This window comes from Marinobacter sp. C2H3 (assembly GCF_037080155.1).
Lineage (GTDB): Bacteria > Pseudomonadota > Gammaproteobacteria > Pseudomonadales > Oleiphilaceae > Marinobacter.
Window position 1 is genome coordinate 294,758 of record NZ_JBBBNZ010000003.1, and the last position, 26,558, is coordinate 321,315.

Annotated in this window: 22 protein-coding genes; 10 read left to right on the plus strand and 12 right to left on the minus strand. The window is 67.9% G+C overall.

Annotation, left to right across the window (positions count from 1 at the left end):
- Window positions 1-20 precede the first annotated feature (20 nt).
- Window positions 21-704, plus strand: coding sequence for a type 1 glutamine amidotransferase domain-containing protein (locus V3388_RS10795; protein WP_336367558.1), 684 nt, complete (start codon window positions 21-23; stop codon window positions 702-704).
- 120 nt (window positions 705-824) lie between these two features.
- On the opposite strand, the gene V3388_RS10800 is transcribed toward V3388_RS10795, so the two are convergent.
- Window positions 825-1,937: an S-(hydroxymethyl)glutathione dehydrogenase/class III alcohol dehydrogenase gene (locus tag V3388_RS10800; protein WP_336367559.1), complete on the minus strand. Its 1,113-nt coding sequence runs from the start codon at window positions 1,935-1,937 to the stop codon at window positions 825-827.
- A gap of 284 nt (window positions 1,938-2,221) precedes the next feature.
- On the opposite strand from V3388_RS10800, the gene V3388_RS10805 reads away from it, so the two are divergent.
- The 3 genes from V3388_RS10805 to V3388_RS10815 all read left to right on the plus strand — a co-directional run bounded on the left by V3388_RS10805 (window position 2,222) and on the right by V3388_RS10815 (window position 5,570).
- Window positions 2,222-3,547 (plus strand): DASH family cryptochrome, encoded by a 1,326-nt coding sequence (locus tag V3388_RS10805; protein WP_336367560.1) that lies wholly within the window; start codon window positions 2,222-2,224, stop codon window positions 3,545-3,547.
- Window positions 3,548-3,614: 67 nt separating this feature from the next.
- The gene (locus V3388_RS10810; protein WP_336367561.1) at window positions 3,615-4,118 is read left to right on the plus strand and encodes a DUF6231 family protein; all 504 of its coding nucleotides are present in this window, start codon (window positions 3,615-3,617) and stop codon (window positions 4,116-4,118) included.
- A gap of 243 nt (window positions 4,119-4,361) precedes the next feature.
- Window positions 4,362-5,570 carry an ammonium transporter gene (locus V3388_RS10815; RefSeq protein WP_336367562.1) on the plus strand — a complete coding sequence of 403 codons (1,209 nt, stop codon included), beginning with the start codon at window positions 4,362-4,364 and terminating at the stop codon, window positions 5,568-5,570.
- Here V3388_RS10815 and V3388_RS10820 read toward each other — a convergent pair.
- From V3388_RS10820 to V3388_RS10840, 5 genes are all read right to left on the minus strand, one after another.
- Window positions 5,567-6,658, minus strand: coding sequence for a lipocalin-like domain-containing protein (locus V3388_RS10820; RefSeq protein WP_442915649.1), 1,092 nt, complete (start codon window positions 6,656-6,658; stop codon window positions 5,567-5,569). The two genes, V3388_RS10815 and V3388_RS10820, sit on opposite strands and share 4 nt — an antisense overlap.
- Window positions 6,659-6,729: 71 nt before the next feature.
- Window positions 6,730-8,982 (minus strand): FtsX-like permease family protein, encoded by a 2,253-nt coding sequence (locus tag V3388_RS10825; RefSeq protein ID WP_336367564.1) that lies wholly within the window; start codon window positions 8,980-8,982, stop codon window positions 6,730-6,732.
- Entirely contained in the window at window positions 8,979-9,719 is a 741-nt protein-coding gene (locus V3388_RS10830; protein WP_336367565.1) for an ABC transporter ATP-binding protein, read from the minus strand. The genes V3388_RS10825 and V3388_RS10830 overlap by 4 nt, the downstream gene beginning before the upstream one ends.
- Window positions 9,716-12,910 carry an efflux RND transporter permease subunit gene (locus V3388_RS10835; protein ID WP_336367566.1) on the minus strand — a complete coding sequence of 1,065 codons (3,195 nt, stop codon included), beginning with the start codon at window positions 12,908-12,910 and terminating at the stop codon, window positions 9,716-9,718. Before V3388_RS10835 ends, V3388_RS10830 begins: the two co-directional genes overlap by 4 nt.
- A complete protein-coding gene (locus tag V3388_RS10840) occupies window positions 12,907-14,136 on the minus strand; it encodes an efflux RND transporter periplasmic adaptor subunit (protein WP_336367567.1) in 1,230 nt (409 codons plus the stop codon). Before V3388_RS10840 ends, V3388_RS10835 begins: the two co-directional genes overlap by 4 nt.
- A gap of 119 nt (window positions 14,137-14,255) precedes the next feature.
- Between V3388_RS10840 and V3388_RS10845 the strand changes: the two genes are divergently transcribed.
- Window positions 14,256-15,587, plus strand: a complete 1,332-nt coding sequence (locus tag V3388_RS10845; protein WP_336367568.1) for a sensor histidine kinase — start codon at window positions 14,256-14,258, stop codon at window positions 15,585-15,587.
- The gene (locus tag V3388_RS10850; protein WP_336367569.1) at window positions 15,584-16,114 is read left to right on the plus strand and encodes a response regulator transcription factor; all 531 of its coding nucleotides are present in this window, start codon (window positions 15,584-15,586) and stop codon (window positions 16,112-16,114) included. Before V3388_RS10845 ends, V3388_RS10850 begins: the two co-directional genes overlap by 4 nt.
- Before the next feature lie 25 nt (window positions 16,115-16,139).
- Here the strand turns inward: V3388_RS10850 and V3388_RS10855 are convergent, their stop codons facing one another.
- The 6 genes from V3388_RS10855 to V3388_RS10875 all read right to left on the minus strand — a co-directional run bounded on the left by V3388_RS10855 (window position 16,140) and on the right by V3388_RS10875 (window position 22,689).
- Complete coding sequence (locus V3388_RS10855) at window positions 16,140-17,882, minus strand: SulP family inorganic anion transporter (RefSeq protein WP_336367570.1); 1,743 nt, start codon at window positions 17,880-17,882, stop codon at window positions 16,140-16,142.
- Between the two features lie 7 nt (window positions 17,883-17,889).
- Entirely contained in the window at window positions 17,890-18,756 is an 867-nt protein-coding gene (locus V3388_RS10860) for an MBL fold metallo-hydrolase (protein ID WP_336367571.1), read from the minus strand.
- A gap of 147 nt (window positions 18,757-18,903) precedes the next feature.
- Window positions 18,904-19,686, minus strand: a complete 783-nt coding sequence (locus tag V3388_RS10865; RefSeq protein WP_336367572.1) for an SDR family oxidoreductase — start codon at window positions 19,684-19,686, stop codon at window positions 18,904-18,906.
- On the minus strand, window positions 19,673-20,356 hold the full coding sequence (locus V3388_RS16410) for a TenA family transcriptional regulator (protein WP_442915637.1): 684 nt from the start codon (window positions 20,354-20,356) through the stop codon (window positions 19,673-19,675). Before V3388_RS16410 ends, V3388_RS10865 begins: the two co-directional genes overlap by 14 nt.
- Window positions 20,343-21,929, minus strand: coding sequence for an AMP-binding protein (locus V3388_RS10870; RefSeq protein WP_442915638.1), 1,587 nt, complete (start codon window positions 21,927-21,929; stop codon window positions 20,343-20,345). Before V3388_RS10870 ends, V3388_RS16410 begins: the two co-directional genes overlap by 14 nt.
- Window positions 21,913-22,689: a thermostable hemolysin gene (locus V3388_RS10875; protein ID WP_336367573.1), complete on the minus strand. Its 777-nt coding sequence runs from the start codon at window positions 22,687-22,689 to the stop codon at window positions 21,913-21,915. The genes V3388_RS10870 and V3388_RS10875 overlap by 17 nt, the downstream gene beginning before the upstream one ends.
- A 327-nt stretch (window positions 22,690-23,016) precedes the next feature.
- Between V3388_RS10875 and V3388_RS10880 the strand changes: the two genes are divergently transcribed.
- The 4 genes from V3388_RS10880 to V3388_RS10895 are packed head-to-tail and all read left to right on the plus strand — an operon-like array spanning window position 23,017 to window position 26,511.
- A complete protein-coding gene (locus tag V3388_RS10880; RefSeq protein WP_336367574.1) occupies window positions 23,017-23,412 on the plus strand; it encodes a GtrA family protein in 396 nt (131 codons plus the stop codon).
- Window positions 23,399-24,436, plus strand: a complete 1,038-nt coding sequence (locus V3388_RS10885) for a glycosyltransferase family 2 protein (protein ID WP_336367575.1) — start codon at window positions 23,399-23,401, stop codon at window positions 24,434-24,436. Before V3388_RS10880 ends, V3388_RS10885 begins: the two co-directional genes overlap by 14 nt.
- Complete coding sequence (locus tag V3388_RS10890; protein ID WP_336367576.1) at window positions 24,420-25,979, plus strand: ArnT family glycosyltransferase; 1,560 nt, start codon at window positions 24,420-24,422, stop codon at window positions 25,977-25,979. Before V3388_RS10885 ends, V3388_RS10890 begins: the two co-directional genes overlap by 17 nt.
- On the plus strand, window positions 25,972-26,511 hold the full coding sequence (locus V3388_RS10895) for a cytochrome b/b6 domain-containing protein (protein ID WP_336367577.1): 540 nt from the start codon (window positions 25,972-25,974) through the stop codon (window positions 26,509-26,511). The genes V3388_RS10890 and V3388_RS10895 overlap by 8 nt, the downstream gene beginning before the upstream one ends.
- The last annotated feature ends 47 nt before the right edge of the window (window positions 26,512-26,558 follow it).

Here is a 26,558-nt window from a genome sequence, read left to right on the forward strand (position 1 = left end):
ACCGCCAAAGGAGCGACTCCATGAACATACTGATGGTACTGACCTCACACGACCAGATGGGCGACACCGGGCACAAGACCGGCTTCTGGCTCGAGGAATTCACCGCGCCTTTCTACGTGTTCAAGGACGCCGGCGCCAGCATTACCCTGGCCTCCCCCAAAGGCGGCCAGCCCCCGGTGGACCCGAACAGCGAGGCGGAAGACGCGCTTACCGACAGCACCCGCCGGTTCATGGACGACGCCCACGCCCGGGAAATGCTTGCCAGCACCAAGAAACTGGCGGACGTGGACATGAACGGGTTCGACGCCATCTTCTACCCCGGCGGCCACGGTCCGCTTTGGGATCTGGCGAACGATGACAAATCCATCGCCCTGATCAAGACCGCCTACGAGCAGGACAAGGTGATCGGCGCAGTCTGCCACGCGCCGGCGGTGTTCAAGAACGTGTTCATCAAACCGGATCAGAACCTGGTGGGCGGACGCGAGGTCACCGGCTTCACCAACACGGAAGAAGAGGCTGTGCAACTGACCAAGGTGGTGCCCTTCCTGGTGGAAGACATGCTCAAGGAAAACAACGGCCGTTACAGCCGCGGCGACGACTGGGGTCCCCACATCGTGGTGGATGGCAAGCTGATCACCGGCCAGAACCCGGCCTCCTCCGAGGGCGCGGCCAAGGCGGTGGTGCAGGCCCTGCAGGGCGCCTGACCGGTCCACCGAAACGCAGAGCGGCGTGGTACACCACGCCGTAACGCAAAAGGGGAAAGGCCTCGGCCTTTCCCCTTTTTTGTGGCGATTTACCGGTCGGTGGTCACCCACCGCGCCGGATCAGAAATGAATGACGGTCCGGATGCTTTTGCCTTCGTGCATCAGGTCAAACGCCTTGTTGATGTCCTCCAGCGGCATCTCATGGGTGATGAACACGTCCAGGGGGATGTCGCCTTTCTCGGCCTTTTCCACGTAGGACGGCAGCTCGGTGCGCCCCTTGACGCCGCCGAAGGCGGACCCGCGCCAGACCCGGCCGGTGACCAGCTGGAACGGGCGGGTGCTGATTTCCTCGCCGGCCCCGGCCACACCGATGATGGTGGATTCGCCCCAGCCCTTGTGGCAAGCCTCAAGCGCCGCCCGCATCAGCTTGACGTTGCCCACGCATTCGAAGGTGTAGTCGGCGCCGCCGTCGGTCATCTCCACGATCACCTGTTGCAACGGCTTGTCGTAGTCGTTCGGGTTGACCACGTCGGTGGCGCCGAGTTGCTTGGCAATATCAAACTTGCCCGGGTTGATGTCGATGGCGATGATGCGCCCAGCCTTCGCCATCTTGGCGCCGATGATCGCCGCCAGGCCGATGCCGCCCAGCCCGAAGATGGCCACGGTGGCGCCCTCTTCCACCTTGGCGGTGTTCAGCACGGCGCCAATACCGGTGGTGACGCCGCAGCCCAGCAGGCAGACCTTGTCCAGGGGCGCTTCCTTGGGAATCTTGGCCAGAGAGATTTCCGGCAACACGGTGTACTCGGAGAAGGTGGAGCAGCCCATGTAGTGGTACAGCGGCTGGCCCTTGTAGGAGAACCGGGAAGTGCCGTCCGGCATCACACCCTTGCCCTGGGTTTCCCGCACGGCGCCGCACAGGTTGGTCTTGCCGGATTTGCAGAACTTGCACTCGCCGCACTCGGCGGTGTATAGCGGGATCACGTGGTCGCCCACCTGCAGGTTCTTCACGCCGGGGCCGACGGCTTCGACAATGCCGCCGCCCTCGTGGCCGAGGATGGTGGGAAACAGCCCTTCGGGATCGGCACCGGAGAGGGTGTAGGCGTCGGTGTGACAGACCCCGGTGGCGACGATGCGCACCAGGACTTCGCCTTCCTGGGGCGGCGCCACGTCCACTTCCACGATTTCCAGCGGCTTGTTGGCCTCGAAGGCCACGGCGGCTCGGGATTTGATCACGGTGATGCTCCTCTGATTGGGCTTCTTGGGTAACGGTCCCTGCTATTGTAACGGGTGAATCCCGATCCGGCAGGTGGACGTATGTCTGGCAAGCATTAGCCTGTTAGCTCCGTGCCCGGCCAGTGGTGGACAGGGCTTTCCAGAACCCGCTGTAAATACGTCCCTGTACGCTCGGCCTCCGCCATCCCTGGCGGAGGACGGTTCTGGAAAGCCCTGTCCACTGGCCGTCTGGCGGCTTCTTTGCTTTTCGCCGCACGGGAATACGCATGTGGAGGACGAACGGTTTGAAAACCCTGTACTGGTTCACCCGGGACCTGCGCCTGCACGATAACGCCGCGCTGCTGGCGGCGGCCCGCTCGGACCTGCTGCTGTGCGTGTTTGTGGTGGAACCCCGCTGGTTCCAGCCAGGCCCGATGCAGAGCCGGCCGATGGGCGCGCATCGCTGGCGTTTTCTGTGGCAGAGCCTGATGGCCCTGGAGCGCAGCCTGCGGCCCATGGGCCAGCGACTGCACATCGCCTTTGGCGACCCGGCCACGGTACTGCCGAAGCTCGTGCAGGCCCACGGAATCGATCGGGTGGTACGCTCCCGCCTGCCGGGCACCGACGAGGCCCGGCAATGGCAGCAGCTCCGGCAAGCACTGCCTGCGACCGTGTTCCAGCAGTTCGAAACGCTCTCCCTGTTGCCGGAAGGCGAGCTGCCGATGCCACTGGCGGAGCTGCCGCCAACGTTCTCCCAGTTCCGACGGCAGGTGGAAAAGCAGGACCGGGCCGAGAGCGGCCCGATGCGCATCCGCACCGTCGGCGCCCTGCCCCCGCCCCCGGGCTTTCCCGACGACAACCGGGGCGAGTGCCCGGCCATCGACGAGCCGCTGCATCCGCTGCGGTTCCTGGGCGGCGAGGAGGCCGGGCTGGCACAGCTCAAGGCTTACCTGTTCGGCGAGCACCACATCGCCACCTACAAGGAAACCCGCAACGCCCTGGACCAGTGGGACAGCTCCTCCAAGTTCTCCCCCTGGCTCGCGAACGGCTGCCTGTCCGCCCGTGAAGTGGCGGGGCAGATCGCGGAGTACGAGCGCACCGTTACCCGCAACGAGTCCACCTACTGGCTGTGGTTCGAGCTGCTCTGGCGGGAGTACTTTCACTGGTACGCCCTGGCCCACGGGGCCCGGCTGTTTCACCGGGACGGCCTGGCCGGCAAGACCGCCGGCCACCGCACCTTCTACGGACACCGCTTCAAGGCCTGGTGCGAGGGCAACACCGAGTATCCCCTGGTGAACGCCGCCATGAACCAGCTCCGGGAAACCGGTTACCTCAGCAACCGGGCCCGACAGATTGTCGCCAGTTGCCTGGTGAACGAGCTGGAGATCGACTGGCGCTATGGCGCCGCCTGGTTCGAGCAACAGCTGATCGATTACGACGTCGCCAGCAACTACGGCAACTGGCAGTACGTGGCCGGCGTGGGCGCCGATCCGAAAGGTGGGCGTCACTTCAACCTGGACAAACAGGCCCGGCAGTTTGATCCCTACGGCACCTATGTGGACCGCTGGGGCGGTGAGGCCGAGCAACCGGTGGGCCGGCATACCGTGGATGCGGCCGACTGGCCCCTGTAACCCGGCGATATCGCACGGCTCCATGTCAGGCAACGCGCGATGGCCAAAAACCGGATAGACTGACCCCATGACCGATGCCCAGACCGATACCCAGACTGCAGACCACCGGGCCCTGATCGACCTGATCGGGCAGATTCATCCCCGCTCCCTGCTGACCGTGGGCGCGGCGGCGGATTCGGCCGGCGCGGCCTGGCAGGCGCAGGCCGGGGGCGATGCCCTTCATGAGTCCATGACCCCGGCGCAGCTGGCCAATCCCGTCAGTTTCGCCCATTCGGTGGACCTGGCGCTTGTTACGGATACCCTGGAAGCCCTGTCTCATGACGACGGCGACCAGCTGCTGGGCACCCTGCGTAACCTGGGCTGCCACCAGATTGCCGTGCTGGTGGCCAACGAGGCGGCCTGGTCCCTGGCGGATTTCCTGGCCCTGGGTTTCCGGCGCCAGCCGCCCTCCGGCCCGGACGCCGAAAAAACCCTCTACACCTACAATCTCGACACCTACAACCACAAACGCGCCTGGAACAATCCGGACCACTGGGCCAACCCGGAAATGTGGGGCAAGGCCTGGTGGTAGCTGGCCGCCAGGCCCCGATTCATCCCTCCCTCGCGCCGCCCCGGCCGCCCTGTTCCAACTTGGTGCACTCCTGCCCTGAACGCACCCCCGTGGCGCACAGTTTTGTGCGTCGGGGCATGACCGACACGACGTGTCCATCCCCGAGCCCCAGCCCACCGGCGTTTGCCTCGTTTTGGAACACTTGTTGCTAAACCTGCACTCATTCCATGCAAGCCCGGACTCAACCACTCAGGAGCCTGACCCGTGGACATCACGAGTGCTGTACAAACCCTGACCGAAAGCGCCAACACGCTGTTCATCCTTATCGGCGCCATCATGGTGCTGGCCATGCACGCCGGCTTCGCCTTCCTGGAAGTGGGCACCGTGCGCCACAAGAACCAGGTGAATGCCCTGGTCAAGATCATGACCGATTTCGGCATCTCCACGGTGATGTATTTTTTCGTGGGCTATTACATTGCCTACGGCACCACCTTCCTGGCCGGTGCGGATCAGCTTACCGCCCACAACGGCTACGACCTGGTGAAGTTCTTCTTCCTGCTGACCTTTGCCGCCGCCATTCCCGCCATCGTGTCCGGCGGCATCGCCGAGCGCGCCCGGTTCTATCCGATGCTGATCGCCTCCGGCCTGATCGTCGGCCTGGTGTACCCGTTCTTCGAAGGCCTGGCCTGGAACGGCAACTACGGCTTCCAGGGCTGGCTCGAGACCCGGTTTGGTGCACCGTTCCACGACTTTGCCGGCTCCGTCGTGGTGCACGCGGTGGGTGGCTGGATTGCGCTGGCGGCGGTGCTGCTGCTCGGTGCCCGCAAAGGGCGCTACCGCAACGGCCGGGTGGTGGCCTTTGCGCCCTCCAACATTCCGTTCCTGGCCCTCGGGGCCTGGATTCTCACCGTGGGCTGGTTCGGGTTTAACGTCATGTCCGCCCAGACCCTGGACGGCATCAGCGGCCTGGTGGCGGTCAACAGCCTGATGGCCATGGTGGGCGGCATCCTGGTGGCCATGGTGCTGGGCCGCAAGGACCCGGGCTTTATCCACAACGGCCCGCTGGCCGGCCTGGTGGCGGTGTGCGCCGGTTCCGACCTGATGCACCCCATCGGTGCCCTGATCACCGGCGGCGTGGCCGGCGCCCTGTTCGTGTACCTGTTCGAATGGGCCCAGGACCGCATCGAACGGCTGGACGACGTGCTGGGTGTATGGCCGCTGCACGGGGTCTGCGGTGTCTGGGGCGCCATCGCCTGTGGCCTGTTTGGCCAGAGCGGCCTCGGCGGCCTGGGGGGCGTCAGCATGGCGTCCCAGCTGATCGGCACGGTCGTCGGTGTTGCCGTGGCCTTTGGCGGCGGCCTGGTGGTCTACGGGGTGATCAAGGCCGTCTCCGGCCTGCGCCTGAGCGAGGAGGAGGAGTTCAACGGCGCCGACCTGAGCATCCACCGCATCGGCGCCAACGCCCAGGATTAATCGTCGGTGGCGCCGTAGCCGGTCAGCTCCATGTAGCCCACGCCGGCCCGGTTGCCACTGACCCGCACCGGGCTCTCCCAGTAGGGAAAGCGGCCGTCGTTGACGTAACGTCCCGGCGGCGCCGTCACCTCGATATCCACCCCTTCGGACGGCACCTGCAGGCGCCAGCGCACCGGGTAGCCGTCCCGGCGTTCCAGGGGCGTCAGCGTGAGCTCCGCATCGGTGAGCGGCTGCGGGTCGCCGCCGGCGGGTATCCAGGTGCCGGATACGAACGGCTCGGCCGCGTCCCGAAGCCGGAACGCCATCAGTTTGTCGCCGTCGTCCAGGTGCTGGGCAAACCAGTCCCAGCCCTGCTGCCCCTGTTTCAGAAACTGGCTGCTCCACTCCCGGTCGAACCAGCCCTGCCCGGCAACCTGAAGGCGCTTGCCATCGAGGGTGACGGTGCCCTCAATGCGAATGTCCACGAGACTGAAATACATGGAACCCTGTCCCGAGGCCGATTTGGCGCTGAACCCGTGGTCGCCCTGGGGCACCGGCGGGCGGTTCAGGGTCAGCGTCAGGTCGTAGCCAAACCCGGGCTCGGCCTGTCGGCTTCGAACCGTCAGGTGCCAGCGGCGCGGCGCCACCTGCTGCAGTTGCCAATCGTCCAGCCAGACCTCGAACGGCTCGGCCACCGCGCCGGCGCTGCCCACATCGCCCCGGGCCAGACGTTCCTCGAATCGATGCTGACCCTGGTAGCTGACGGCGCCGTGGGCCATCCAGGCGGCCTCAAGAGGCCACTGGTCCGCCGGCGGCGGCGCCTGGTCCGGCGACCGGGGCCGGAAGCCCTGGCGGAACTGGGTCCACTGCACCCCCAACGGCTCACCTTCGGCCGTGGTCAGATTGGCGGTCAGGTACCACCACTCCACCCGGTAACGGGGGTGAGGCCCAAAATCCGCCGGGAAACGCAGGCCGGTGTCCGGGCCGGGCTGGAGAAAACCGCCGGCATCGCCGCCACTGAGGGTCGGCGCCAGGCCCGGGCCGGACGCACCGTCGTCGCCGGAGCACCCAGCCAGCAGCGCCAGAACCAGCGACCACAGGGCCACCATCAGGCGGTGTCGTACGGTAAGCCCCGCCCGAGCCGAGGCAACCACGCGCTCTGTAATCCGGAGCACCGGCCTCACGATGTCGCCTCCCGCGCCAGCGACCGGCGCATCAGGCCGGCAATGCCCAGGCCAATCAGGGCACTGAGCACCAGCAGCTCCAGCCAGAACCCCGGGTACACCGCCATCGGCAGCGACCAGCCAAAGGCCTCAGGATTGATCCGGCCCACCAGCACCCAGGTCAGCCAGATGCCCAAGGGCAGCGCCAACAGCGCCACCCCCAGCGTCAGCCCCAGGCACAGGCGCAGCAACTGGCTGAACACCTCACGGCCGGACAGCCCCCAGGCCCGGAGCAGACGGAAATACCAGGCCCGGCTGGTGATGAACACCAGCCCCATCACCAGCAGCGCCGTGCCCGCCAGTACCAGGGTAAGCAGGGTCATGGCCCGGGTCAGCACAAAGGTGCGCTGGAACACCGCGTTGGCGCTGGCCCGAATGGCCCGGTTTTCCTGCACCTCCGGGGCTTCGCCGCCCCAACGCCGGGTGACCCCGTCGATCAACCGGTCAATATCGGCCGTCCCGGGCTCGATGGCGAACCCCTCGAACGAGGGCGTCTGGCCGGCGGGCCAGCGCGAGCCCGCCACCAGCACCTCGCCTTCCGGGCGGCCGTAGTCGGCATAAACACCCAGCACCGGCAGGCCGTCTGTTGCGGCCCCCGGGGCGGCCTCGCCCAACCGGAGTCGATCGCCTATGACCCATCCAAAGCGCCGGGCGGCCTGCTCATTGATCATCACCCCGTCGCCCCGGGCCAGTGCGTCCCAGGGGCGGTCTGCGCTGGCCAGCAGGTGCCACCGGGTCAGCAGTGGGCCGATGGGGGCCACCGCCAGCAGATCCAGCCGGTGGGAGGCCCGGGTGCCGTCGTCCGCGCCGATCGATGCCACGGTCGCCGAGCCACGGCGAATGCGGTGCCAGGCGGCGCCGTCCACACCGGCCAGCTGGCCCGCCAGCCAGTCCGCCGCCGGGCCGGCGTCCGCGCCGGCGGGCACGTCCAGGTACCAGTCCGCCGCCAACCTCTGGTCCAGCCAGCCCTCAAAGGTCTGCTCAAAACTGGCCACCAGGGCCTGCACCGCCAGCACCAGGGCCAGGGTAAACTGCAGCGCCACCACCGGCAGGGCCAGCCGCCGGGCCATCACCCCCAGCTCCCGCCAGCGCCAGCGGCGCAGTTCATCCACGCCCCGGGCCGCCAGGCGGTCCGCAAGATGGGACAGCACCGTGGGCACCAGCAGGCCCACGCCGGCAAACACCACGGCCACGGCGGCAAAGGTGGCCGCCAGCCCGGAGACCACCAGCACGGCCGCACCACCCACGGCCGCCAGAATCACCCCCGGCCACAGCGACCGGCCGCCACGGTCCAGCCAGGCGCGACACCGTGCCGGCACCAGCAGGTCGCTGACGCAGGCCAGCACTACCACCGCGGTCATCACCAGCGCCGGGGTCAGCCAGTCGGTGCCGCCGGCGTACAGGGGCAGGTCGAACAGGCCTTCCAGGGAGGCCCCGAACCCGTTGCCGAGCAGGCGGGCGAGGGCGGAACCGGCCCAGACCCCGGGGCCAATGCACAGGGCCGAGAGCAGCAGGATTTCCAGCACCAGGCGCCGGCGGATCACCCGGTCCGGCACGCCGTAGCGGGCCAGCAGCACAAAGCTTGTCTCCCGCTGCGCCTGCCCCAGCCGGTACACCGCCCGCAGCAGCAGCGCGGTGATCATCAGCACCAGCGCCCCGAGCGCGTCCAGGTTGAGCAGGAAGCTCCGGCCCAGTTCGCCGGTGTCCGGACCCCGCTGGAAGGGCGCAGACTCATAGCCCGGCGGCAGCGGGCCGGGGGACTCGCCGACAATCAGGTGCAGGGGGGAATCGACCGGCGTGGCGGCCGACACCGTCGCCGCCCGGTGAATGTCCACGAAGGGGTCGCCGTCCAGGGCAGGCGCGCGGCCGGAGTGACTGTCCGAGACCAGGCACTGGCCCGCCAGCGGGTCGATGCCCACCAGCCGGCCGGGGCCGTCCGGATCCGGCACCTCCAGCCAGGGCATCACGCACACGCCGGCGCGTCGGAGCCGGACAAAATCGTCCACGGTCACCGGCTGGCCGTCAGATCGAACGGCCTCCCGGCCACCGGACAGCGACTGCTCGGCCCGGGCGAGGCTGTCCCGGGCCTGGCCGGTGAGCTGGTGCACACCGGACCAGAGCATGGTGGCCAGCAGGATCATCAGGGCCAGGGCAGCCAGTTGCAGGGGGTGGCGTCGGTAATGGCTGAGCAGCGCGCCGGTGAGGGTCATGACGACGTGTCAGTGGAGGCTCGCCCGGCGGACGCCCGGTGGCCCAGGTCCATAATCCGGTCGCAGCGGGCCGCCAGCTCCGGATCGTGGGTGGCGAGAATCAGGGCGGCTCCGGTGGTCCCTCTGGCACCGGCGGGCGAACGGGCGAGGGTATCAAACAGCAGCGTGGCGACCTCATCGGCGGTGTGCCGGTCCAGGCTGCCGGTCGGTTCGTCCGCCAGGATCAGCGCCGGGGTCATGGCGAAGCTCATGGCCAAGGCGGCGCGCTGGCGCTGCCCCCCGGACACCTGGTCCGGATAGCGATCGGCCTCGGCGGCCAGACCCAGGCGTTCAAGCCAGTCCCGACAGGGTGCCAGCGGCTGACCGGCCAGCTGCGCCCGCAGGCGGACGTTTTGCAGCAGGGTCAACGCGGGCATCAGGTTGGCGTCCTGGAACACCACGCCGATACGCTGGCGGCGCAGGGCCGCCCAGCGCCGGTGCCTGACATGGGCAGGCTCGCCATCCCCCGCCTCGAACCGCTCGCCGAGCACGGTGATGGTGCCGGCGTCGGCGCTGTCCATGCCGCACAGCAGGTTCAGAAGCGTGCTTTTACCCGACCCGGACCGGCCTATCAGCGCCAGGGACTGTCCAGCCGCCAGCGACAGATCGAGCCGCTCCAGCACCGACACCGTCTGGTGGCCGCTGGCGAACGCCCGGGTCAGCCCCTGGGCCGCCAGCACCGGCGCCCGTTCTGTCATGGTCGCCCCCCTTCCGGCCCATCGGCCGAGATCTCGTCGATATCGGCGTCGCCCCCGAGGGGGTCGGCGTGGCCGCCGCGGCGGCGGGCCCAGGCTTCCCGGCCCTGCTCCACCCAGGACAGCAGCGCCGGAATCACAAACAGCACCAGGGCGGTGGACAGCCCCAGGCCAAAGGCGATGGAGGTGGCCATGGGAATCAGGAACTGGGCCTGCAGCGAGGTCTCAAACAGCAGGGGCAGCAACCCGCCGATGGTGGTAAGCGACGTCAGCAGCACCGCCCGTACCCGCTGCACCGCTGCCTCGTTCAGGGCGTCGTCGATGCCCAGGCCCTTGCGCCGCTGCTCGCCGTAGAAACTCACCAGGATGATGGAGTTGTTGACCACGATGCCAGACAGCCCGAACAGGCCGAACAGGGACAGGATGGTCAGTTGCAATCCCATCACCCAGTGGCCGATCAACGCGCCCACCAGGGCAAACGGGATGATCGCCATCACGATCAGCGGCAGGCTCCAGGAGGCAAACACCCAGGCCAGCACCACGTACATCAGGCCGAGGCCAATCACCAGGCCGGTCTGCATGTCCGCCATGGTTTCCCGCTGGTCGGCGGCCCGGCCCTCGAAGCTGTAGCGCACGCCGTAACGCTTGGCCAGCTCCGGCAGGGCGCTGGCCTGGAGGCTGTCCAGCACCTGGCTGGTGGTGGCCACCCGGGCATTAAGGGCGGCCGTCACTTCCAACGCGAGGCGTCCATCCGCGTGGCGCAGGGCCTGGAAGCCCTGGCGGTGGTCCAGGTTCATCACCTGGGTCAACGGGACGAAGCGCCCGTCCGGCAGGCGAATGCTCATCCGCGACAGGGTCGACAGCCGCGCCCGCTGGTCCCGGGGCAACTGCACCCGGACTTCCATCTCGTCCCGACCGTCCTGGTAGATCTGCGCCACGTCGCCGTCGAACGCCGCCCGCAGTTGCCGGCCCAGATCGGCGGTGGTCAGCCCCAGGGCCTGGCCGTAGGCGCTGACCTGGTAGATCAACTGCTCCCGGCCCCAGGGCATGTCGTCCTCTACGTCCAGCACGCCGGGCAGGCTCGCCAGGGCCTGGCGTAACTGGCCGGCCGCCTGCTTGAGGTCCAGGGCGTCGCTGCCGGTCAGGCGCACGTTGACGTCCCTCCCCGGCGGGCCAGCCTGGCGCTCGCTGATGTTCAGGCTGTCCAGCCCCGCCGGCAACGTCAGCCGGTTCCTCCAGGCCTGGATAAACTCTGGATTGCGCACACGGCGCTGGTCGGACGGTACCAACTCCACCAGGATCGAGCCCAGCTCGTCACCGTTGCGGGAACTGCCTTCGGCGCCCAGCGTGGCGCCCTGGGTCACCACCGCGTGCCGGATCAGGTGGCCGCCCAGGGCCTGCTCGGTGTCGTTCAACGCCGTCTGCATCTGCGCCAGGAACCGGTCCACGGTGCCGTCGTCGGTGCCGGCCACAAAACTGACGTTGGCGTAGAACACCGAAGGCTCGGGCGTGGGAAAGAAGTTGAAGCCGATGCGGCCGCCGGCCAGCAGGCCCACCGTGAACAGGGTCAGCGCCAGGGACGCGGCCACGGTGGCACCCCGGTGGTGCAGGGAGAAGCGGGACCAGCGCCGGAACGGGCCCTCCCGGAACCGGTCGAAGCCGGTCTCGAAGCGCTGGCGCAGACGGCCCACCGGCCCGGGACGACGCTCGGCGCCCGCCCGCTTGCGGGGCACAAAGGCGGTGCGCAGGTGCGCCGGCAGCACCAGGAAGCACTCCACCAGTGACGCCGCCAGCACGCAGATCATCACCGTCGGGATGTCCGCCAGAATATTGCCGATTACCCCGCCCACCACCAGCAGGGGCATGAACGCGGCGACCGTCGTCAGCGAGGACGCCATCACCGGCCAGAACATGCGTTTGGCCGCCCCCTCGGAGGCAAACAGCGAGGCCTCCCCCAGCCGGGCGTGGGCGTCGGCGTCCTCACCCACCACGATGGCGTCGTCGACGATCACCCCCAGGGCCATGATCAGGGCGAACAGGGAGATCATGTTGATGGACCCGCCGATCAGCCACAGCACCGCCATGGACGCCAGGAACGCGGTGGGAATGCCCAGGGCCACCCACCAGGCCACCCGCCCTGGCAGGAACAGGTACAGCAGGGCCACCACCAGCACCAGGCCACCGAGGCCGTTATTGATCAGCAGCCAGATGCGCTCGCTCAGCAACTGCCAGGTTTCGTCGTACACCTGCAACTGCAAGTTCGGCGGCAGCGCCGGCCGGGTGTCCGCCAGCCAGGCGGACAACACGTCGGCGGCCACCAGGGAGTTGCCGTTTTCGGCCCGCTGCAGTTCCAGCTCCACGGCGGGTTTGCCGTCGTTTTCCAGGGTGGTCTGGCTCGCCCGGGCTTCCTGGCGGATCACCGCAATGTCCCCAAGGCGCAACTCGATGCGGTCGCCGGCGCGCACGGGGATATTCTCAAACGCCTGTGGGCTGCGGCGCTGGTCCAGGGAGCGCAGCTCCCGGGTAGCGTCCTGCTGGGCCAGCAGGCCTGCGGGCAGGTCCCGGGACACGACGGCCACCCGGTCGGCAATCTGGTCCAGGGACAGGTTCAGGGATTCCAGCCGCTCCACCGGCACGTTGATGCTGATCTGCTGCTCCGGCAGGCCGCGGATGCTGATGCGATCGATGCCACGGGCCAGCAGCTCGTCCTCGTAGCGGTACGCCAGCTGGCGCAGCTCCCGCCGGTCCACATCGCCGGACACCAGCAGGCGGGCGACCGGCTCATAACGCTCCACCCGGGTTACCTGGGGCTCCTCCGCGTCCGCCGGCAGGTTGTTGAACTCGGCGACCTGCTGGCGGACATCGTCCACCGCCTGGATCGGGTCCGTGCCCTCCACAAACTCCAGGGTGATGGAGGCGATGCCCTGGGCCGAGGTCGAGGTCATCTTCTTGAGGCCGTTGACGTTACGCAGCCGCTGCTCGAGGGGGTCGGTAACGCCCTGCTCCACGTCCTCGGCGGAGGCACCGCTCCAGACCACCTGCACGGTGACCACGTCCAGGGCGAAATTCGGGAAAAACTGGATATTCATCCGGGACAGCGCCAGGGCGCCGCCCAGCAGCATGGACAGCATCACCAGGTTGCCGGCCACCCGGTGATGAACGAAGAACCCGATGATGCCGCGGCCTCGGCTCATTGACCGGCCTCCGCCACCGTGACTTTCAGGCCGGTCATGGCGTTGGGCAGATGGGTGGTTATCAACCGGACCCCTGGAGTCAGGGCGTCACCGGCCACCAGCAGCTGACGTTCGCCGCCAGCGCCCACAGCCTCGCCGATGCGCTGGACCTGGACCCGGCGCATGCGGTCGTCCTGGTCCATCAGGTACACCGTATCGGCGCCGTACAGGGCGCTGAAGGGAATCACCACCGTGTTTTCCCGGGCCGGCCGAGCCAGCGTAACCGGTACGAAGGTCCCGGGGCGAAGGGCACCGGCGTCACCCATGAGCGTAAAGATGCCCTCCGGACCGGATGGATCCGAGCTGCCGGCAAAGCGGTCCAGGCGAAAACGGGCGTCACCCTCCCGGGCACGGGCTTCCAGCGTGTTGCCCTGGTCGAGGGCGGCCTGCAGTTCCGCACGAAACACATCCGGCACACGGGCCCGGAGCTCCAGCCCGGCGGTCGGATACACCGACAGCAGCGGGGTACCCCGGGAGACCTGGTCCCCTACCGCCACTTTGACGTCCGTCACCCGGCCATCGAAGGGCGCGGTAAAACGGGCTCGCTGGGCGTCCCGTTCGGCCGCGGCAAGGGTCGCCCTGGCCTCCTCAAGACGGGCGTTGAGGCTGGCTAGCCGGGCCGGATGCTCGTCGATGGCTCGCTGGCGCGTCGTTACCGCCAGCCCGGCCCGGGCCTCGGCATCAACCGAGGCCTCGACACTCTCCCGGGACGCCAGTTGACGTTTCACCAGCGATTCCAGCCGTTCGCGCTGGCGTCGCGCGTTGTCACGCATCGCCTGCTCGCTCTTCAGCGCCTGCTGGTCGTTGGCAAACCGGACCGTCTCGGAACGCACTTGGGCCTCCAGGTCCGCGACCGTGGCCCGGGCCTGGGCCAGCACCGGATCCACGTCCGCCGGGTCCAGCGCCACCAGCAGCTCGCCGGCCTGGACGGCCTGGCCGTCCGCCACCGGGCGCGTCGCAATCCGCCCGGCGAGGGCGGCGGTCACCGCCACCTGGGACGGCGCCACCACCTGGCCGTACAGTGGCAGTACCGGCTGGTGGGTGCCCGGGCTGAGGGTCTGCACCTCGACGCGCCAGCTGCGTTCGGTCGGACTGACCACCGGCGATTCCGGGCGAGTCGCGACCAGCGCGGCGAAGCCCGCCACACCAAGGGCAAGAATAAGGACAGGAACAACACGTTTGCGCATGCGGAATTCGCCTGGGATGACACCGGAAACAGACCGCCCGACCGGACCGACGACCACTCGGCGGAGGTACGACCGGGAACGGCAAACAGGTTACCCAAAAAGCCCGGGTCCGGCGACCGTTGAGCCGCTATAATGGCGCGATGGAATGGCTCACGTACCCCCAGGCCGGCAATCGCCAGGCCGCCCAATACCTGCTTACCCTTCGGCTGGCGATGGTCGCCGTTCAGCTGCTCTCCGTGCCGGTGGCCGAGTACTGGGTGCCGGTCACCCATCCGGCGCTCGCCCTGGCCATCAGCGCCGGCTATGGCCTGCTAGCCTGGGCGGCCTGGTGGTGGCTTCGCCGATGGCCGCTGGCGTCACCGCTGCCGGCGAGCCTGTCCCTGTTCGGAGACCTGGCGCTGATCACCGTGTGGCTGTGGTTTACCGGCGGCTACATCAATCCCCTCGTGTCGCTTCTGCTCCTCCCCATCGCCATGGGCATGGTGATCGCGCCGCCCGCGGTCGCGCTCGCGGTCACGGGTGCGGGCATCAGCGCCTATACCGCCCTGATCCTCTGGCACTCGCCCCTGGGCACGCTGGCCACCGGCCATGGTGGCATCGGAGCCCTGGACAGCCCGCTGACCCGCCTGCACCTGCTGGGCATGTGGGGCACGTTTGCCGTCACCGCACTGACCCTGACGCTGGTGGTGGGCGCCCTGTTACGGCGCCTGAAACGGCAGCAGGACCAGTTGGCGCAGTTCCGGGAGAGCCGCTTGCGGGACGAGCAGATCATCGCGTTGGGACTGTCCGCGGCCGCCGTCGGTCACCGCCTGGGCACGCCGCTCAATACCCTGGGCCTGCTGCTGGAAGAAGCCCGCCATCAGGCCGGCCCGGTGTCCCCGGCGGCGCCCGGCCTGACCGACGACCTGGACAGCATGGCGCACCAGTTGGAACTGTGCCGGCAACAGCTCCAGCAGCTCACCCTCGCCGCCCGGGACGTCCGTTCGGCCCGGCGCACCACCCTGCCCGCACGGGACTGGCTGGCACGCCTGCGGGAATCCGCCACGCTACTCTGGCCGGAACAGCCCATTCACTGGCACATGGACGCCCCTGACCTGAGCCTCGCCGTGGATGCCACCCTGGACCAGGCCGTGCTCAACCTGCTGGCCAACGCCGTGGATGCGAGCCCCGAATGGGTTCAGGTCAGCGCCTGCGCGGGGCCGGATGGCCGGCTTTGCCTGCGGGTGGACGACCGGGGCGCCGGCCTGCAGCGCAGCGCGGAGCGCCTTGGCGAGGCGATCATCGAGTCGGAACAGGGACTGGGCGTGGGGCTGTTCCTCTCCAATGCCACCATCGGCCGACACGGTGGCGACCTGCGGGCCGAAGCCAACGGCGACGGTACCCGCCTGATCGTCACCCTGCCCACCTTCAGAACGCCGACGGGAGAAACCCCAATGGGAGACACGCCGTGACGGAGGCAACGCCATGGTTGCTGGTGGACGATGACGAGGCCTTCGCGACGGTGCTGGGCCGGGCGCTCGCCCGGCGGGGCGTGGAAACGGTGCTGGCGCACACGCCGGAACAGGCGCTGGCGGCCATGGCCGGCCCGGTCCCGGCCCGCTGCGTGCTGGACCTGAACCTGGCGGGGGACAGCGGCCTGCACCTGCTGCCGGAACTGCTGGCCCGCAATCCCGCACTTGATGTGGTGGTCCTGACCGGCTACGGCAGCATTGCCACGGCGGTGGACGCGATGCGACGGGGGGCGGTGAACTACTTGTGCAAGCCGGTCACCGTGGACCAGTTGCTGGCGGCCTTTGAGCCAGAGACGATGCCGGACTTGCGGCCGGCGCCGCCCTCGGTGGAGGAGCTGGAGTGGGAGCACATTCAGCGGGTGCTGGGGGAACACGACGGCAACGTCTCCGCCACCGCCCGGGCTCTTAACATGCACCGGCGCACCCTGCAGCGTAAACTCCAGAAGCGCTCCCGCTGGCGGGGCTAGGCCCTCACGCCCGCATGGGCGGGCTTCAGGGGGCAACGCCCGCCGGCGGACACTCACCGGACGGCGCCAGCGCCCGCCACGCATCGAAGGTGCTGAGGAACACCCGGCCCTCCAGGTGATCGAGCAGATCGGTGCGCTTGAGCCGGTCCATCACCGGGCCTTTCACTTCCGACAGGTGCAGGTGCACCCCCGCGTCCCGCAGCCGCTCGTTGATGGTTTCCAGGCTCTTGAGGGCCGAGGCGTCCACCAGATTGATGCCGGAACACACCAGCACCAGATCCTTCAGGGCCGGCTCCCGGGTCACCAGGTCCAGCACCGTTTCCTCCAGGAAGCGGGCGTTGGCGAAGTACAGGCTCTCGTCCACCCGCAGGAACGCCACGTTCGGGCACAGCTGCACGTCGTAACGGCGGATGTTGCGGAAATGCTCGGTGTCCGGCACCCGGCCCACCACCGCCACGTGGGGCCGGCTGGTGCGGAACAGGTACAAGCCAACAGACAGCACCACACCGCCGAGAATGCCCGCCTCAACGCTGTGCGCCAGGGTCAGGGCGATGGTGGCCAGCATGGCGCCGACGTCCGCCAGAGAATAGCGCCAGGTGCGCACCAGCGAGCGCACATCAATCAGCGTAGACACCGACACGATGATCACCGCCGCCAGGGTGGCCCGGGGCAGCCAGGCAATGGCCGGGGTCAGGAACAGGGTGGTCAGGGCAATGCAGACCGCCGCGTAGGCACCCGCCGCCGGGGTTTCCGCCCCCGCCTCAAAGTTGACCACGGAGCGGGACAGGCTGGCGGTCACCGGCATACCGCCGGACAGGCCGCTGGCCAGGTTGGCGGCGCCCATGCCGATCAATTCCTGATCCGGATCAATCCGCTCACGGCGCTTGGCCGCCAGGGACTGCCCGCTGGACAGGGAACCGACAAATCCGACAATGCCGATCAGCAGCGCGCTGCCCGCGAGCTGCTGCCAGAGCCCCGCGTCGGTGGTGGGCAGCACCAGGGAGGGCAAGCCACCAGACAGCTCGCCGATCAGGCGTACGCCGCGTTCATCCAGCGAGAACGTCCACGCCACCACCATCGACAGCACCACCACCAGCAGCGGCACCGTCTTGGACAGCAAACCGGCCCGGGGGGCGGTAAACCCGAGCCGCTGCAGCGCCGGTTTGGCGAACCGGCGACCGCCCCAGAGCAGGACGATGCTGGCGGCCCCCACCGCCACCGTCGGCCAGTGGGTCTGGCCGAGATGCGCGAACAGATCCCGGCCCAGCACCCAGAGGCTCTGGCCGTGCATATCAATGCCGAGAATGTCCTTGATCTGGCTGGCGATAATAATCAGGGATGAGGCGCTGACAAACCCGGACGTCACCGGATGGCTCAGGAAGTTGGCCAGGAACCCGAGCCGGAACACCCCCATGAACAGCAGCATCAGGCCGGACATCACCGCCAGCAGCAGCGCGGCGGTGATGTACTCCGGGGAGCCGGGCACGGCAATCGGCGCCAGGGCGGCCCCGGTCATTAGGGAGGTGATCGCCATGGGCCCCACGGACAGGGAGCGGCTGGTGCCGAACACCGCGTACACCACCAGCGGCAGGATGCTGGCGACCAGGCCAACGTGGGGCGGCAGGCCCGCCAGCACCGAGTAGGCCAGGGCCTGGGGGATCATGATCACGGTGACCATTACCGCCGCCAGCAGATCGCTGGCGGCCTGGTCGGGCCGGTAGCCCGGGGCCCATTGCAAAATGGGCAGATACCGCTTGAAGCCGGTCATGGCACGCTCAGAGCTGATTGATGGGAACCTTCAGGTACACCTGCCCGTTGGCTTCCGCCGGCGGCAGGTGGCCGGCCCGCATGTTGACCTGCACCGACGGCAGGATCAACCGGGGCATGCCCAGGGTGGCGTCCCGGGCGGTGCGCATGGCCACGAACTCATCCTCGGTGATGCCATCGTGGGCGTGAATGTTGTTTCGCCGCTGTTCGTCCACGGTGGTCATGCAGACATAGTCCGTGCGGCCCGGCGCCTTGTAGTCGTGGCACAGGAACAGGCGGGTTTCCGAAGGCAGTGACAGCACCGTACGGATGGACCGGTACAGGGTGCGGGCATCGCCACCGGGAAAATCGCAGCGGGCGGTGCCGTAGTCCGGCATGAACAGGGTATCGCCGACGAACGCGGCGTCTCCGACCACATACGTCAGACACGCGGGGGTGTGCCCCGGGGTGTGCAGTACCCGGGCGTCCAGCGTGCCGATCTGGAAGTGATCGCCGTCCCGGAAGAGCACGTCGAACTGGCTGCCGTCCCGGGCGAACTCGGTGCCGGCGTTGAACACCTTGCCGAAGATCGCCTGCACCTCCACGATGTGGGCGCCAATGCCGGTGCGACCGCCCAGGTGCTCGTGCAGGTAGGGCGCGGCGGACAGGTGATCGGCGTGCACGTGGGTTTCCAGAATCCACTCCACGGTGAGGCCATGCTCACGCACGTAGGCGATGATCTGGTCGGCGGAACGGACATCGGTACGCCCGGCCGCGTAATCAAAATCCAGCACCGAATCGATGATCGCGCAGGCCTTGGAATCCGGGTCCCGGACCACGTGGCTGAAGGTGTTGGTCGGTTCGTCAAAGAATGACTGGACCTGGGGGGCACGCATAACACTCACCTTGATGTCAGAACAGGGTTGGCTCCGGCGCACCGGATAACTTTGTTCTAAGGATATATCAAAAGTGAATATTGCGTGAAATACCGTTTTCTCATAGCCGCCGGGCCGTTCATTACCGGCCCGGCGTGCAGCGCCGGCTCAGGCCGGCGATTCCGGTTTGAGGAACCGGCGGATCACCGGCAGCTGCTTGAGCATGGCCTTGTCCACCAGCCGGGGCAGGATGCCGTTGAGCACCACGAACAGCCGCTCCGGCCAGCCCAGAAAGCGCCGGCGCTCGTTGTTTTTCATGGCACGCAGAATCTGTGCGGCCACCCGTTCCGGGGCATCCATGGCGTTGCCCAGGGCCTGGTTCAGGCGGTTGACCGCGTCCGGATTCATGTCGGTGCGGGTGGCCCGGGGCGCCACGTAGATCACCTGCAGGGCGGTGTCCGCCAGCTCCCGGCGCAAAGCTTCGGTGAAGCCCCGCAGGCCAAACTTGCTGGCGCAGTATGCGGTGTAGCCCGGGAAGCCGATGCTGCCAAAGGTAGAGCCCACGAACACCAGAGCGCCGTCGCCCGTCCGTTCGAACCGGGGCACAAAGTGGCGGGCCACCAGCAGGGCCGAGCGGAGGTTGACGTTCAGCTGGGCGTCCAGGTCCGCCTCGGACATCTCGCCGAGGCTGACGAACCGGTTCTGCCCGGCGCAGTGGATCACCCCGTCGATGTCCGGGTAGGCCGCGCTCAGGCGGTCCAGCTGGGCCGCGAGATCCTTCGCCCCCAGCTCCAGGTGCACGGGGGACACCCCGGCCCGGTGGGCAATCCGCTCCGGGTGCCGGGACGCCACCACCAGGCGGGCGCCCGCCGCCAGCATCGGTTCGATCAGTGCCTGGCCAATGCCTCCGGTGGCGCCCAGCAGCAGGAAGGTCCGGTCATGCAGCTGCATGGTTGTGCTCCCGGGCGCGGGCCGGCAGGGGGATGCTGTGCAGCATGTCGCCGTACAGCCGGTACACCATGCGGGCGGATTCGATGATGGCCCGCTGATCCTCCGGATCGGTGATGCTGTCCATCAGGTTGCGGAAGAAATCAAAGTGGTCCTGGTCCAGGGCCCCGTGGGAATAGAGGTAGCTGAACGCCTGGCTGGGCAGGCCCAGCTGTTTCTGGATGGCCTCCCCCAGGGGCGTGGCCAGCTCGATGGAGGTCCCCTCCAGCACCTGAACCATGCCGAAGAACGCCACCGGGTTGCCCCGCTGGATGCGGTCATACAGGTAAGCGACCATCAGTTCGATGGACGTGTCCGGGGTGCCGTAACGCACCGAGTCTTTATCAATGCCGCAGGCCGCCAGGTCGTTGAGGATCCACTCGTGGTGGCCATACTCCTCCTCAATGTATTCCACCAGCGCCTTGCGCACGGGCTCCAGGCGCTCGGGCAGCCGGCCGCCGCAGGCCATCATCAGCGGTACGGTGTGTTTGACGTGGTGGTAGGCCTGGGTGAGGAACCAGGTGTAGCCGTCCAGGGAGAACCGGCCTTCCCGGATGGCGCGGATCACCGGAGCGCCGGTCACATGGGCGCGGGCTTCGGCAGTGTCAGATTGCAGGCGATCAAAAAAGGCCATGAGTGTCTCCTGGCGTACACGTTGGGTGTGAGGTGTCGGCGTTCGTTGCCGTGTTGTTTACCGTTTTGCTTGGGGTGCTGCTGTCTGCTTTCGGGTGCCGGCAGAACAGGGCCTGGGCGCCGGCCAAAAGATCGGGCAGGTCGTCCTGGATACGTTGCCGCCTGGGGCGGCCGTTGGCGGTCATGTAACCGTCCGCCGCCGTCAGCGGCTCGCGCCGCACGTGGACGACCTCCAGGCGGGCGTAATCCGGCAGGGTGTGGTTCAGCCCGTCGAGGGCGGCCAGGAGGGCGTCCGGGCCTCGGGAATCCGGGATCACCAGCAGGGCCCGCGGGTGCACCTCGCCGTCGCCGTACACCACCGCCTGCCGCGCGCCCAGGCGCTGGACCAGCTCGCTCTCCAGCCACTCCGGGCTGATGTTGCGGCCAAAGCCGGTAATAATCAGGTTCTTGGCCCGGCCCTGCACCGCCAGGAAGCCATCGCCGTCGAGGGCCCCCAGATCGCCGGTATCCAGCCAGCCACCGGGCGCCGCCGGCGGCTCCCCGAGATAGCCCAGGAAGGTATTGCCCCGCACCCGGATATGACCGTCGTCGTCCGTCCGGACCTCCACATGGGACAGCGGCCGGCCGACGGTGCCGGCGCGCTCGGCGCCGGGCACGTTCAGCGCCACCACGGAGGCACACTCGGACAGGCCGTAACCCTCAAACAGCGGCAGCCCGGCCTTGCGCCCCCGGGCCAGAAGGTCCGCGGACACCCGGCCTCCACCCACCGCGAGGAAGCGGAACGAAGATGCCATCAAGGCCCCCTGCTCGGCCGCCGTCACCAGGGCCAGGGCCAGTTCCGGCACCAGAATCAGGGAGTCCGGCGCCACCCGGTTCAGGCCGGCAATCAGGCGAGGCAGGTCCAGCCCGCTGCTGCCGCTCATGCCCAGGCTGGCCAGGGGCAAGACGGTAACGGTACTGCCCATCAACAGGGGCAGATAGATGCCGGCGATGTTCTCCAGCAGCGTGGCCAGGGGCAGGATGCACAGATGGTGCGCCATGGCCACGCCCTCCAGGCGCTCCCGCAGGGCAAGGGCCGTGGCCGCCATCTGCGCCTCGGACAGGCACACGCCCTTGGGGGTGCCGGTGCTGCCGGAGGTGAAGGTGATTTTGGCGGTGCCTTCCGGAAGGCCCTCAGCGGCAGAGACGGCGGGCAGGCAGACCAGGCTCACGCCGTGGCCAAGGGCCTCGGCGCCATCGTCGATGGGCGTCTCCCCCGATACCCGGCTGTCCAGAAGCCCCTCGAGCCCGGCCCGAGTGATCAGGTGCTCGGTCTGGCCGGTGGAAAAGAACGGCGGAATCGGCACGCACACCACCCCCGCCATCAGGCACGCCAGATCCGCCAGCACCCAGGCGAGGGCATTGTCGCCACACAGCCCGAGCCGATGCAGGCCACGGGCGCGAAGCTCACCCGCCAGCGCTTCGGCGGCAACGAGGGTTTCCCGGTAGGTCAGGCTTGACCGATCGTCCCGGAGGGCCACGCGCTCCGGGGTGCGGCGGGCCGCAGCCCGCAATTCATCAGGCAGTGATGCCATAACGCTCTCCACACTCTCCAGAATCCCCGGAGCCGCCGGCCGCCAGGTCACTGCGGCCAGCGTCGGACCCGGTGCCAGACAACGCCCCCAGGGTCAGCTCCGGCCGGCCGAGAAACAGCGCCCGCCGGGTCAGGCCCAAGTGGCCAAGCGCCTCCAGGGTCCGGCCCACGTGAATGGCCATAACCACGGGGCGGTGGTCGTAATAACGCCCCCAGTCGGCGCCGCCGTCGGGCAGCCTCAACGGGTCCGCAGGCCCAAGCACCGGGGTCTCGATGCCCAGGCGATGAACACTGTTGCGCAGTTGCCCGGTGCCGGTACAGACCACCCAGTCGTATCGGGCGGCGTCCAGCCAGAGGGCCAGCGCCGTAAACAGGTGCCGGCTGACGCCGGCTTCCACGCCCGCCAGATGGGCGATTTCGGCAATACGGTGGCGAGGCACACCGGGTTCCGGCATCTGTTGCTCCACCGGCACCACCAGATAATCCTCCAGGAACAACCGCTCCCGGCCGGCGTTGCGGGCGCCAACGGCGGCCATCAGCCGACCCTCTCCAGAGGTCAGCGCCAACAGGCCGGGAATCCGCAGCGCGGGTTCTGCGCCGTAAGCCACCCGGAACCGGTCCCTGATAAAGGTGGCCACCGAGGCGGCCGTCGCTGACCCGGGGCGAACCTCCGACAGCCAGCGACGGCCAATACGAAGCACTGGCAGCACATCCGGACCGTCCAGCGATACCCGCCCTGACGACGAAACAGGGTCTGTCATACAACGCTCCCGGGCACGGGACGGAACCGGATGTTCCGACAGGCGGCCCTTGACGGCTTCCACGCTAGGTCCCGGGTCTTAAACCTCGATTAACAGGCTGCTCCCTTTGGCTTAAACCGGGCTTAAGGAACGCAGGTCGTGAAATAGGACGGAGGCTACTGGTATCGCCTGGAACGACATGCCAGTATTCCGAAAAGTCATAAGCGCCTATTTCCCGAACCGGAGGGTCTGAGCGCCAGAGGGCCGCCGATAAGCGCCGGTTAAGGCTGGATTAAGTAATGCCGCCTAGAGTCAGCGGCCATGACACAACGCAGATCGGAACTGCCAATGGACCTGACCCCAGACACACGCACTGGCTCGCGATTGCCCAGATTTCTGGTCACCGGTGGCGTGGCCACGCTGGCCCACTGGCTGGTGATGGCGGCGCTGGTCGAGGCGGGCCTGGACCCGAGGCTGGCCACCGCCGCCGGCGCGACCGTCGGCCTGGTTCTGAACTACCTGGGACAGCACCGGTTCACCTTTACCTCCGCGCTTCGGCACCGGGTGGCGTTTCCCCGCTACCTGGGCGGTGCGATGCTGGGCTGGTGCCTGAACCTGGCCATTTTCTCTGCGCTACTCCACTTTGAGCTGACCATCACCGTCGCCCAGCTTCTGGCCACCGGCCTGGTCACCCTGTTCAATTTCAAGATTGCCCAACGGTACGTGTTCCATGACAACGCCTAGCGCCCTTTCGCCGCCCTCAACCCAGGGCCGCACCGCCCCCGCTGCGCCGGAGCTGACCCTGGTCATTCCGGTCCACAACGAGGCGGACGTGCTGCCTACCCTGCTGAATCGTCTGACCGAACTCCGCCTGGCCCTGGCTACCACCATTGAGTTCCTGTTTGTGGACGACGGCAGCCGGGACAACTCCGTGGCCCTGCTGCTTCAGGCCCGTCGCCGGCTGCCCGGCATCAGGGTGCTGCAGCTGTCCCGCAATTTTGGTAAGGAGCCCGCGGTGACCGCCGGTCTTCATCACGCTCGGGGCCAGGCGGTGATCCTGCTGGACGCGGATCTGCAGGACCCGCCCGAACTGATTCCCGAGATGGTGGCGCACTGGCGTAAAGGCGCGGACGTGGTGCTGATGAAGCGACGCACCCGGGCCGGCGAGAGCTGGCTCAAACGCACCACGGCCTCGGCGTTCTATCGGCTGATCAATCGCATCAGCGACGCGCCCATCCCGGTGGACACCGGGGATTTCCGGCTGATGAGCCGGCGCACGGTGGACGCCATCAACCAGCTGCCGGAACGCAACCGCTACCTCAAGGGGATGTTTGCCTGGGTGGGGATGCCAACCGTGACCCTGGAGTTCGACCGGGACCCGCGTCTGGCCGGCCAGACCAAGTGGAACTACCTCAAGCTGATGCACCTGGCAATGGAGGGCATTACGTCCTTTTCCATCCGGCCGCTGCGGGTGGCCCTGGTGCTGGGGCTGGCGGCGGCCACCACCGGTGGCCTGTTTGGCGCCTGGCAGGTACTGAAGGCGCTGATCATGGGCGTCTCCACGCCGGGTTACGCCTCCATGATTGCCATCATTACGTTCCTCTCCGGCATTCAGCTGCTGTGCGTGGGTCTGCTCGGGGAATACGTGGGCCGAATCTACCTTGAGACCAAGCAGCGCCCCGTTTACATCATCGCTGACGACAGCGACGAGCACCAGGAAGACGCCTACCAAAAACTGCGAGTTGCCAACGATGACACGGACCATTAACACTCTGCTGTGGCTGCTGGTGGCGGCACTCGCGGTTCGGCTCGGGCTGTCGGCGTTCCTGCCCATGGCGGACACCACCGAGCCGCGCTACGCGGAAATCGCCCGCACCATGGCCGAGACCGGCGACTGGATTACCCCCTGGTTCGACACCAACGTGCCGTTCTGGGGCAAGCCGCCGCTGTCATTCTGGCTGCAGGCAGTGTCGTTCAAGCTGCTTGGCGTCAATGAGTTTGCCGCCCGGCTGCCGTCCTGGCTGGCCAACCTGGCCGTGGTCTGGCTGATCTACCGCACCCGCCGCGGCCTGCACCCGGCACCGGACAGCCCCGACGCCCGGGAACGGGGCCTCTGGGCCGCGCTGATCTACGCCACAACGGTACTGGGGTTCGTCAGCGCCGGCACGGTGATGACCGATTCGTTCCTGGCCCTGGGCACCACCCTGACCCTGTCCGGGCTGATTCTCCGCCTGCAGGGCGGCCATGCCGCCTGGGGTTGGGTGTTCTTCCTGGGGCTGGTGGTCGGCCTGCTGGCCAAAGGCCCGGTGGCGGTGGTTCTGACCGGCGTACCGGTGTTCTTCTGGGCCCTGCTTACCGGCCAGTGGAAGACCCTCTGGCAGCGCCTGCCCTGGCTGTATGGCACCGTGGCCACCGCGATTCTGGTGCTGCCCTGGTACATCCTGGCGGAGATCAAGACCCCCGGATTCCTGGACTACTTCATTGTCGGCGAACACTTCAAGCGGTTCCTGGTAAGCGACTGGGCCGGCGATCTGTACGGCGGCGCCCACGAGTATCCCCGGGGCACCATCTGGCTGTACCTGCTGGGCGCCAGCCTGCCCTGGCTGCCGCTCGCCCTGTGGGCGGCCGTGCGCCGGCGCTGGAAGGCGCCCGCCAATCTCGGCGCCTGGCAAGGGCAAAGCCGGGGTGTGACCGGCCTGGTGATCGGTGCGGCCCTGACCCCGGCGGTCTTCTTTACGTTCTCTGGCAACATCCTGTGGACCTACGTGCTGCCCGGGCTGCCCTTCCTGGCGGTGCTGGCGGCGGGTGTGATGGCCCCGCCGGCGCTTGAGAATACCCGCCTGCGGATTCGCCCCCTGGTGGCCGCCGGCGTGTTCATGATGCCGGTGCTCGGCACCCTGGCCACCGGCTGGCTGGTGCTGAACCCGGACGATCTGAACACGGAAATGGCGATGATCCAGCGCACCGAGCAACGCCCATCGCTGCCGGACGTGCCGGTAACCTACCTGGATCGCCTGCCGTTCTCCGCCCGTTTCTATGGCGAAGGTAAGGTGCGGCTGATCCAGCCGGACCAGCTCCAGCAACTGCTCGCCAACGGTGCCCCGGCCGAACCCCTGTTGCTGGCGGTACCGCGCCGGGAGCGGGCATGGCGGGACAAACTGGCGACGCTGGGCAGCGCCATTGACCAGAACCGCCGTTTCATACTGTTTCACCTGCCAGCGGCCCACCCGTCCGCCGGCGCGCAGGCGCCCACGACGGCGCACTCGCTCGCTCAGCCCACAGGCCTCATCCAAGGAGCCGACAATGTCTGAATATCATCGCGTCTGGGACCCGCTGGTCCGGCTGTTCCACTGGTCCCTGGTGGGCTTCTATTCCTTCTCCTGGCTGACCGGCGGGGAATGGAACGGCCCCCACAAGATTTCCGGTTACATCATCGCCGGCCTGCTCACCTTCCGGGTGCTCTGGGGCCTGGTCGGGCCAGAGTACGCCCGTTTCAGCCACTTCGTGCGCCCGCCCCGGGAAGTGTTCGGTTACCTGAAGGACATCGTCGCCGGCCGCGAGCGCCGGCACCTTGGCCACAACCCGGCCGGCGGCGCCATGATCATCACCCTGCTGGTGCTGCTGTCGCTGACCGCGTTTACGGGCTGGCTGCAGACCACCGACCGCTTCTGGGGTGAGGGCTGGCTTCAGGACGTTCACGGTGTACTCGCTAACAGTGTTCTGGTTTTGGTGGTCGCACACATCGCCGGTGTGTTTGTGGCCAGCCGGCGCCACGGTGAAAACCTGGCGCGCGCAATGATCACCGGCAAAAAGCGGGCGCCTGCGGAAGACGACCACGCCTGACCGGACGCCCGTTCCTGACGGTTTTTTCTGACATCCACGATGAGAGC

Bases quoted from the DNA above. Each gene is read 5' to 3' on its own strand.
- V3388_RS10795 (WP_336367558.1), top strand. From the start codon at position 21: ATGAACATACTGATGGTACTGACCTCACACGACCAGATGGGCGACACC.
- V3388_RS10810 (WP_336367561.1), top strand. From the start codon at position 3,615: ATGACCGATGCCCAGACCGATACCCAGACTGCAGACCACCGGGCCCTG.
- V3388_RS10820 (WP_442915649.1), bottom strand. From the start codon at position 6,658: ATGGTGGCCCTGTGGTCGCTGGTTCTGGCGCTGCTGGCTGGGTGCTCC.
- V3388_RS10825 (WP_336367564.1), bottom strand. From the start codon at position 8,982: ATGACCCTCACCGGCGCGCTGCTCAGCCATTACCGACGCCACCCCCTG.
- V3388_RS10830 (WP_336367565.1), bottom strand. From the start codon at position 9,719: ATGACAGAACGGGCGCCGGTGCTGGCGGCCCAGGGGCTGACCCGGGCG.
- V3388_RS10835 (WP_336367566.1), bottom strand. From the start codon at position 12,910: ATGAGCCGAGGCCGCGGCATCATCGGGTTCTTCGTTCATCACCGGGTG.
- V3388_RS10840 (WP_336367567.1), bottom strand. From the start codon at position 14,136: ATGCGCAAACGTGTTGTTCCTGTCCTTATTCTTGCCCTTGGTGTGGCG.
- V3388_RS10855 (WP_336367570.1), bottom strand. From the start codon at position 17,882: ATGACCGGCTTCAAGCGGTATCTGCCCATTTTGCAATGGGCCCCGGGC.
- V3388_RS10860 (WP_336367571.1), bottom strand. From the start codon at position 18,756: ATGCGTGCCCCCCAGGTCCAGTCATTCTTTGACGAACCGACCAACACC.
- V3388_RS10865 (WP_336367572.1), bottom strand. From the start codon at position 19,686: ATGCAGCTGCATGACCGGACCTTCCTGCTGCTGGGCGCCACCGGAGGC.
- V3388_RS16410 (WP_442915637.1), bottom strand. From the start codon at position 20,356: ATGGCCTTTTTTGATCGCCTGCAATCTGACACTGCCGAAGCCCGCGCC.
- V3388_RS10870 (WP_442915638.1), bottom strand. From the start codon at position 21,929: ATGGCATCACTGCCTGATGAATTGCGGGCTGCGGCCCGCCGCACCCCG.
- V3388_RS10875 (WP_336367573.1), bottom strand. From the start codon at position 22,689: ATGACAGACCCTGTTTCGTCGTCAGGGCGGGTATCGCTGGACGGTCCG.
- V3388_RS10880 (WP_336367574.1), top strand. From the start codon at position 23,017: ATGGACCTGACCCCAGACACACGCACTGGCTCGCGATTGCCCAGATTT.
- V3388_RS10885 (WP_336367575.1), top strand. From the start codon at position 23,399: ATGACAACGCCTAGCGCCCTTTCGCCGCCCTCAACCCAGGGCCGCACC.
- V3388_RS10890 (WP_336367576.1), top strand. From the start codon at position 24,420: ATGACACGGACCATTAACACTCTGCTGTGGCTGCTGGTGGCGGCACTC.
- V3388_RS10895 (WP_336367577.1), top strand. From the start codon at position 25,972: ATGTCTGAATATCATCGCGTCTGGGACCCGCTGGTCCGGCTGTTCCAC.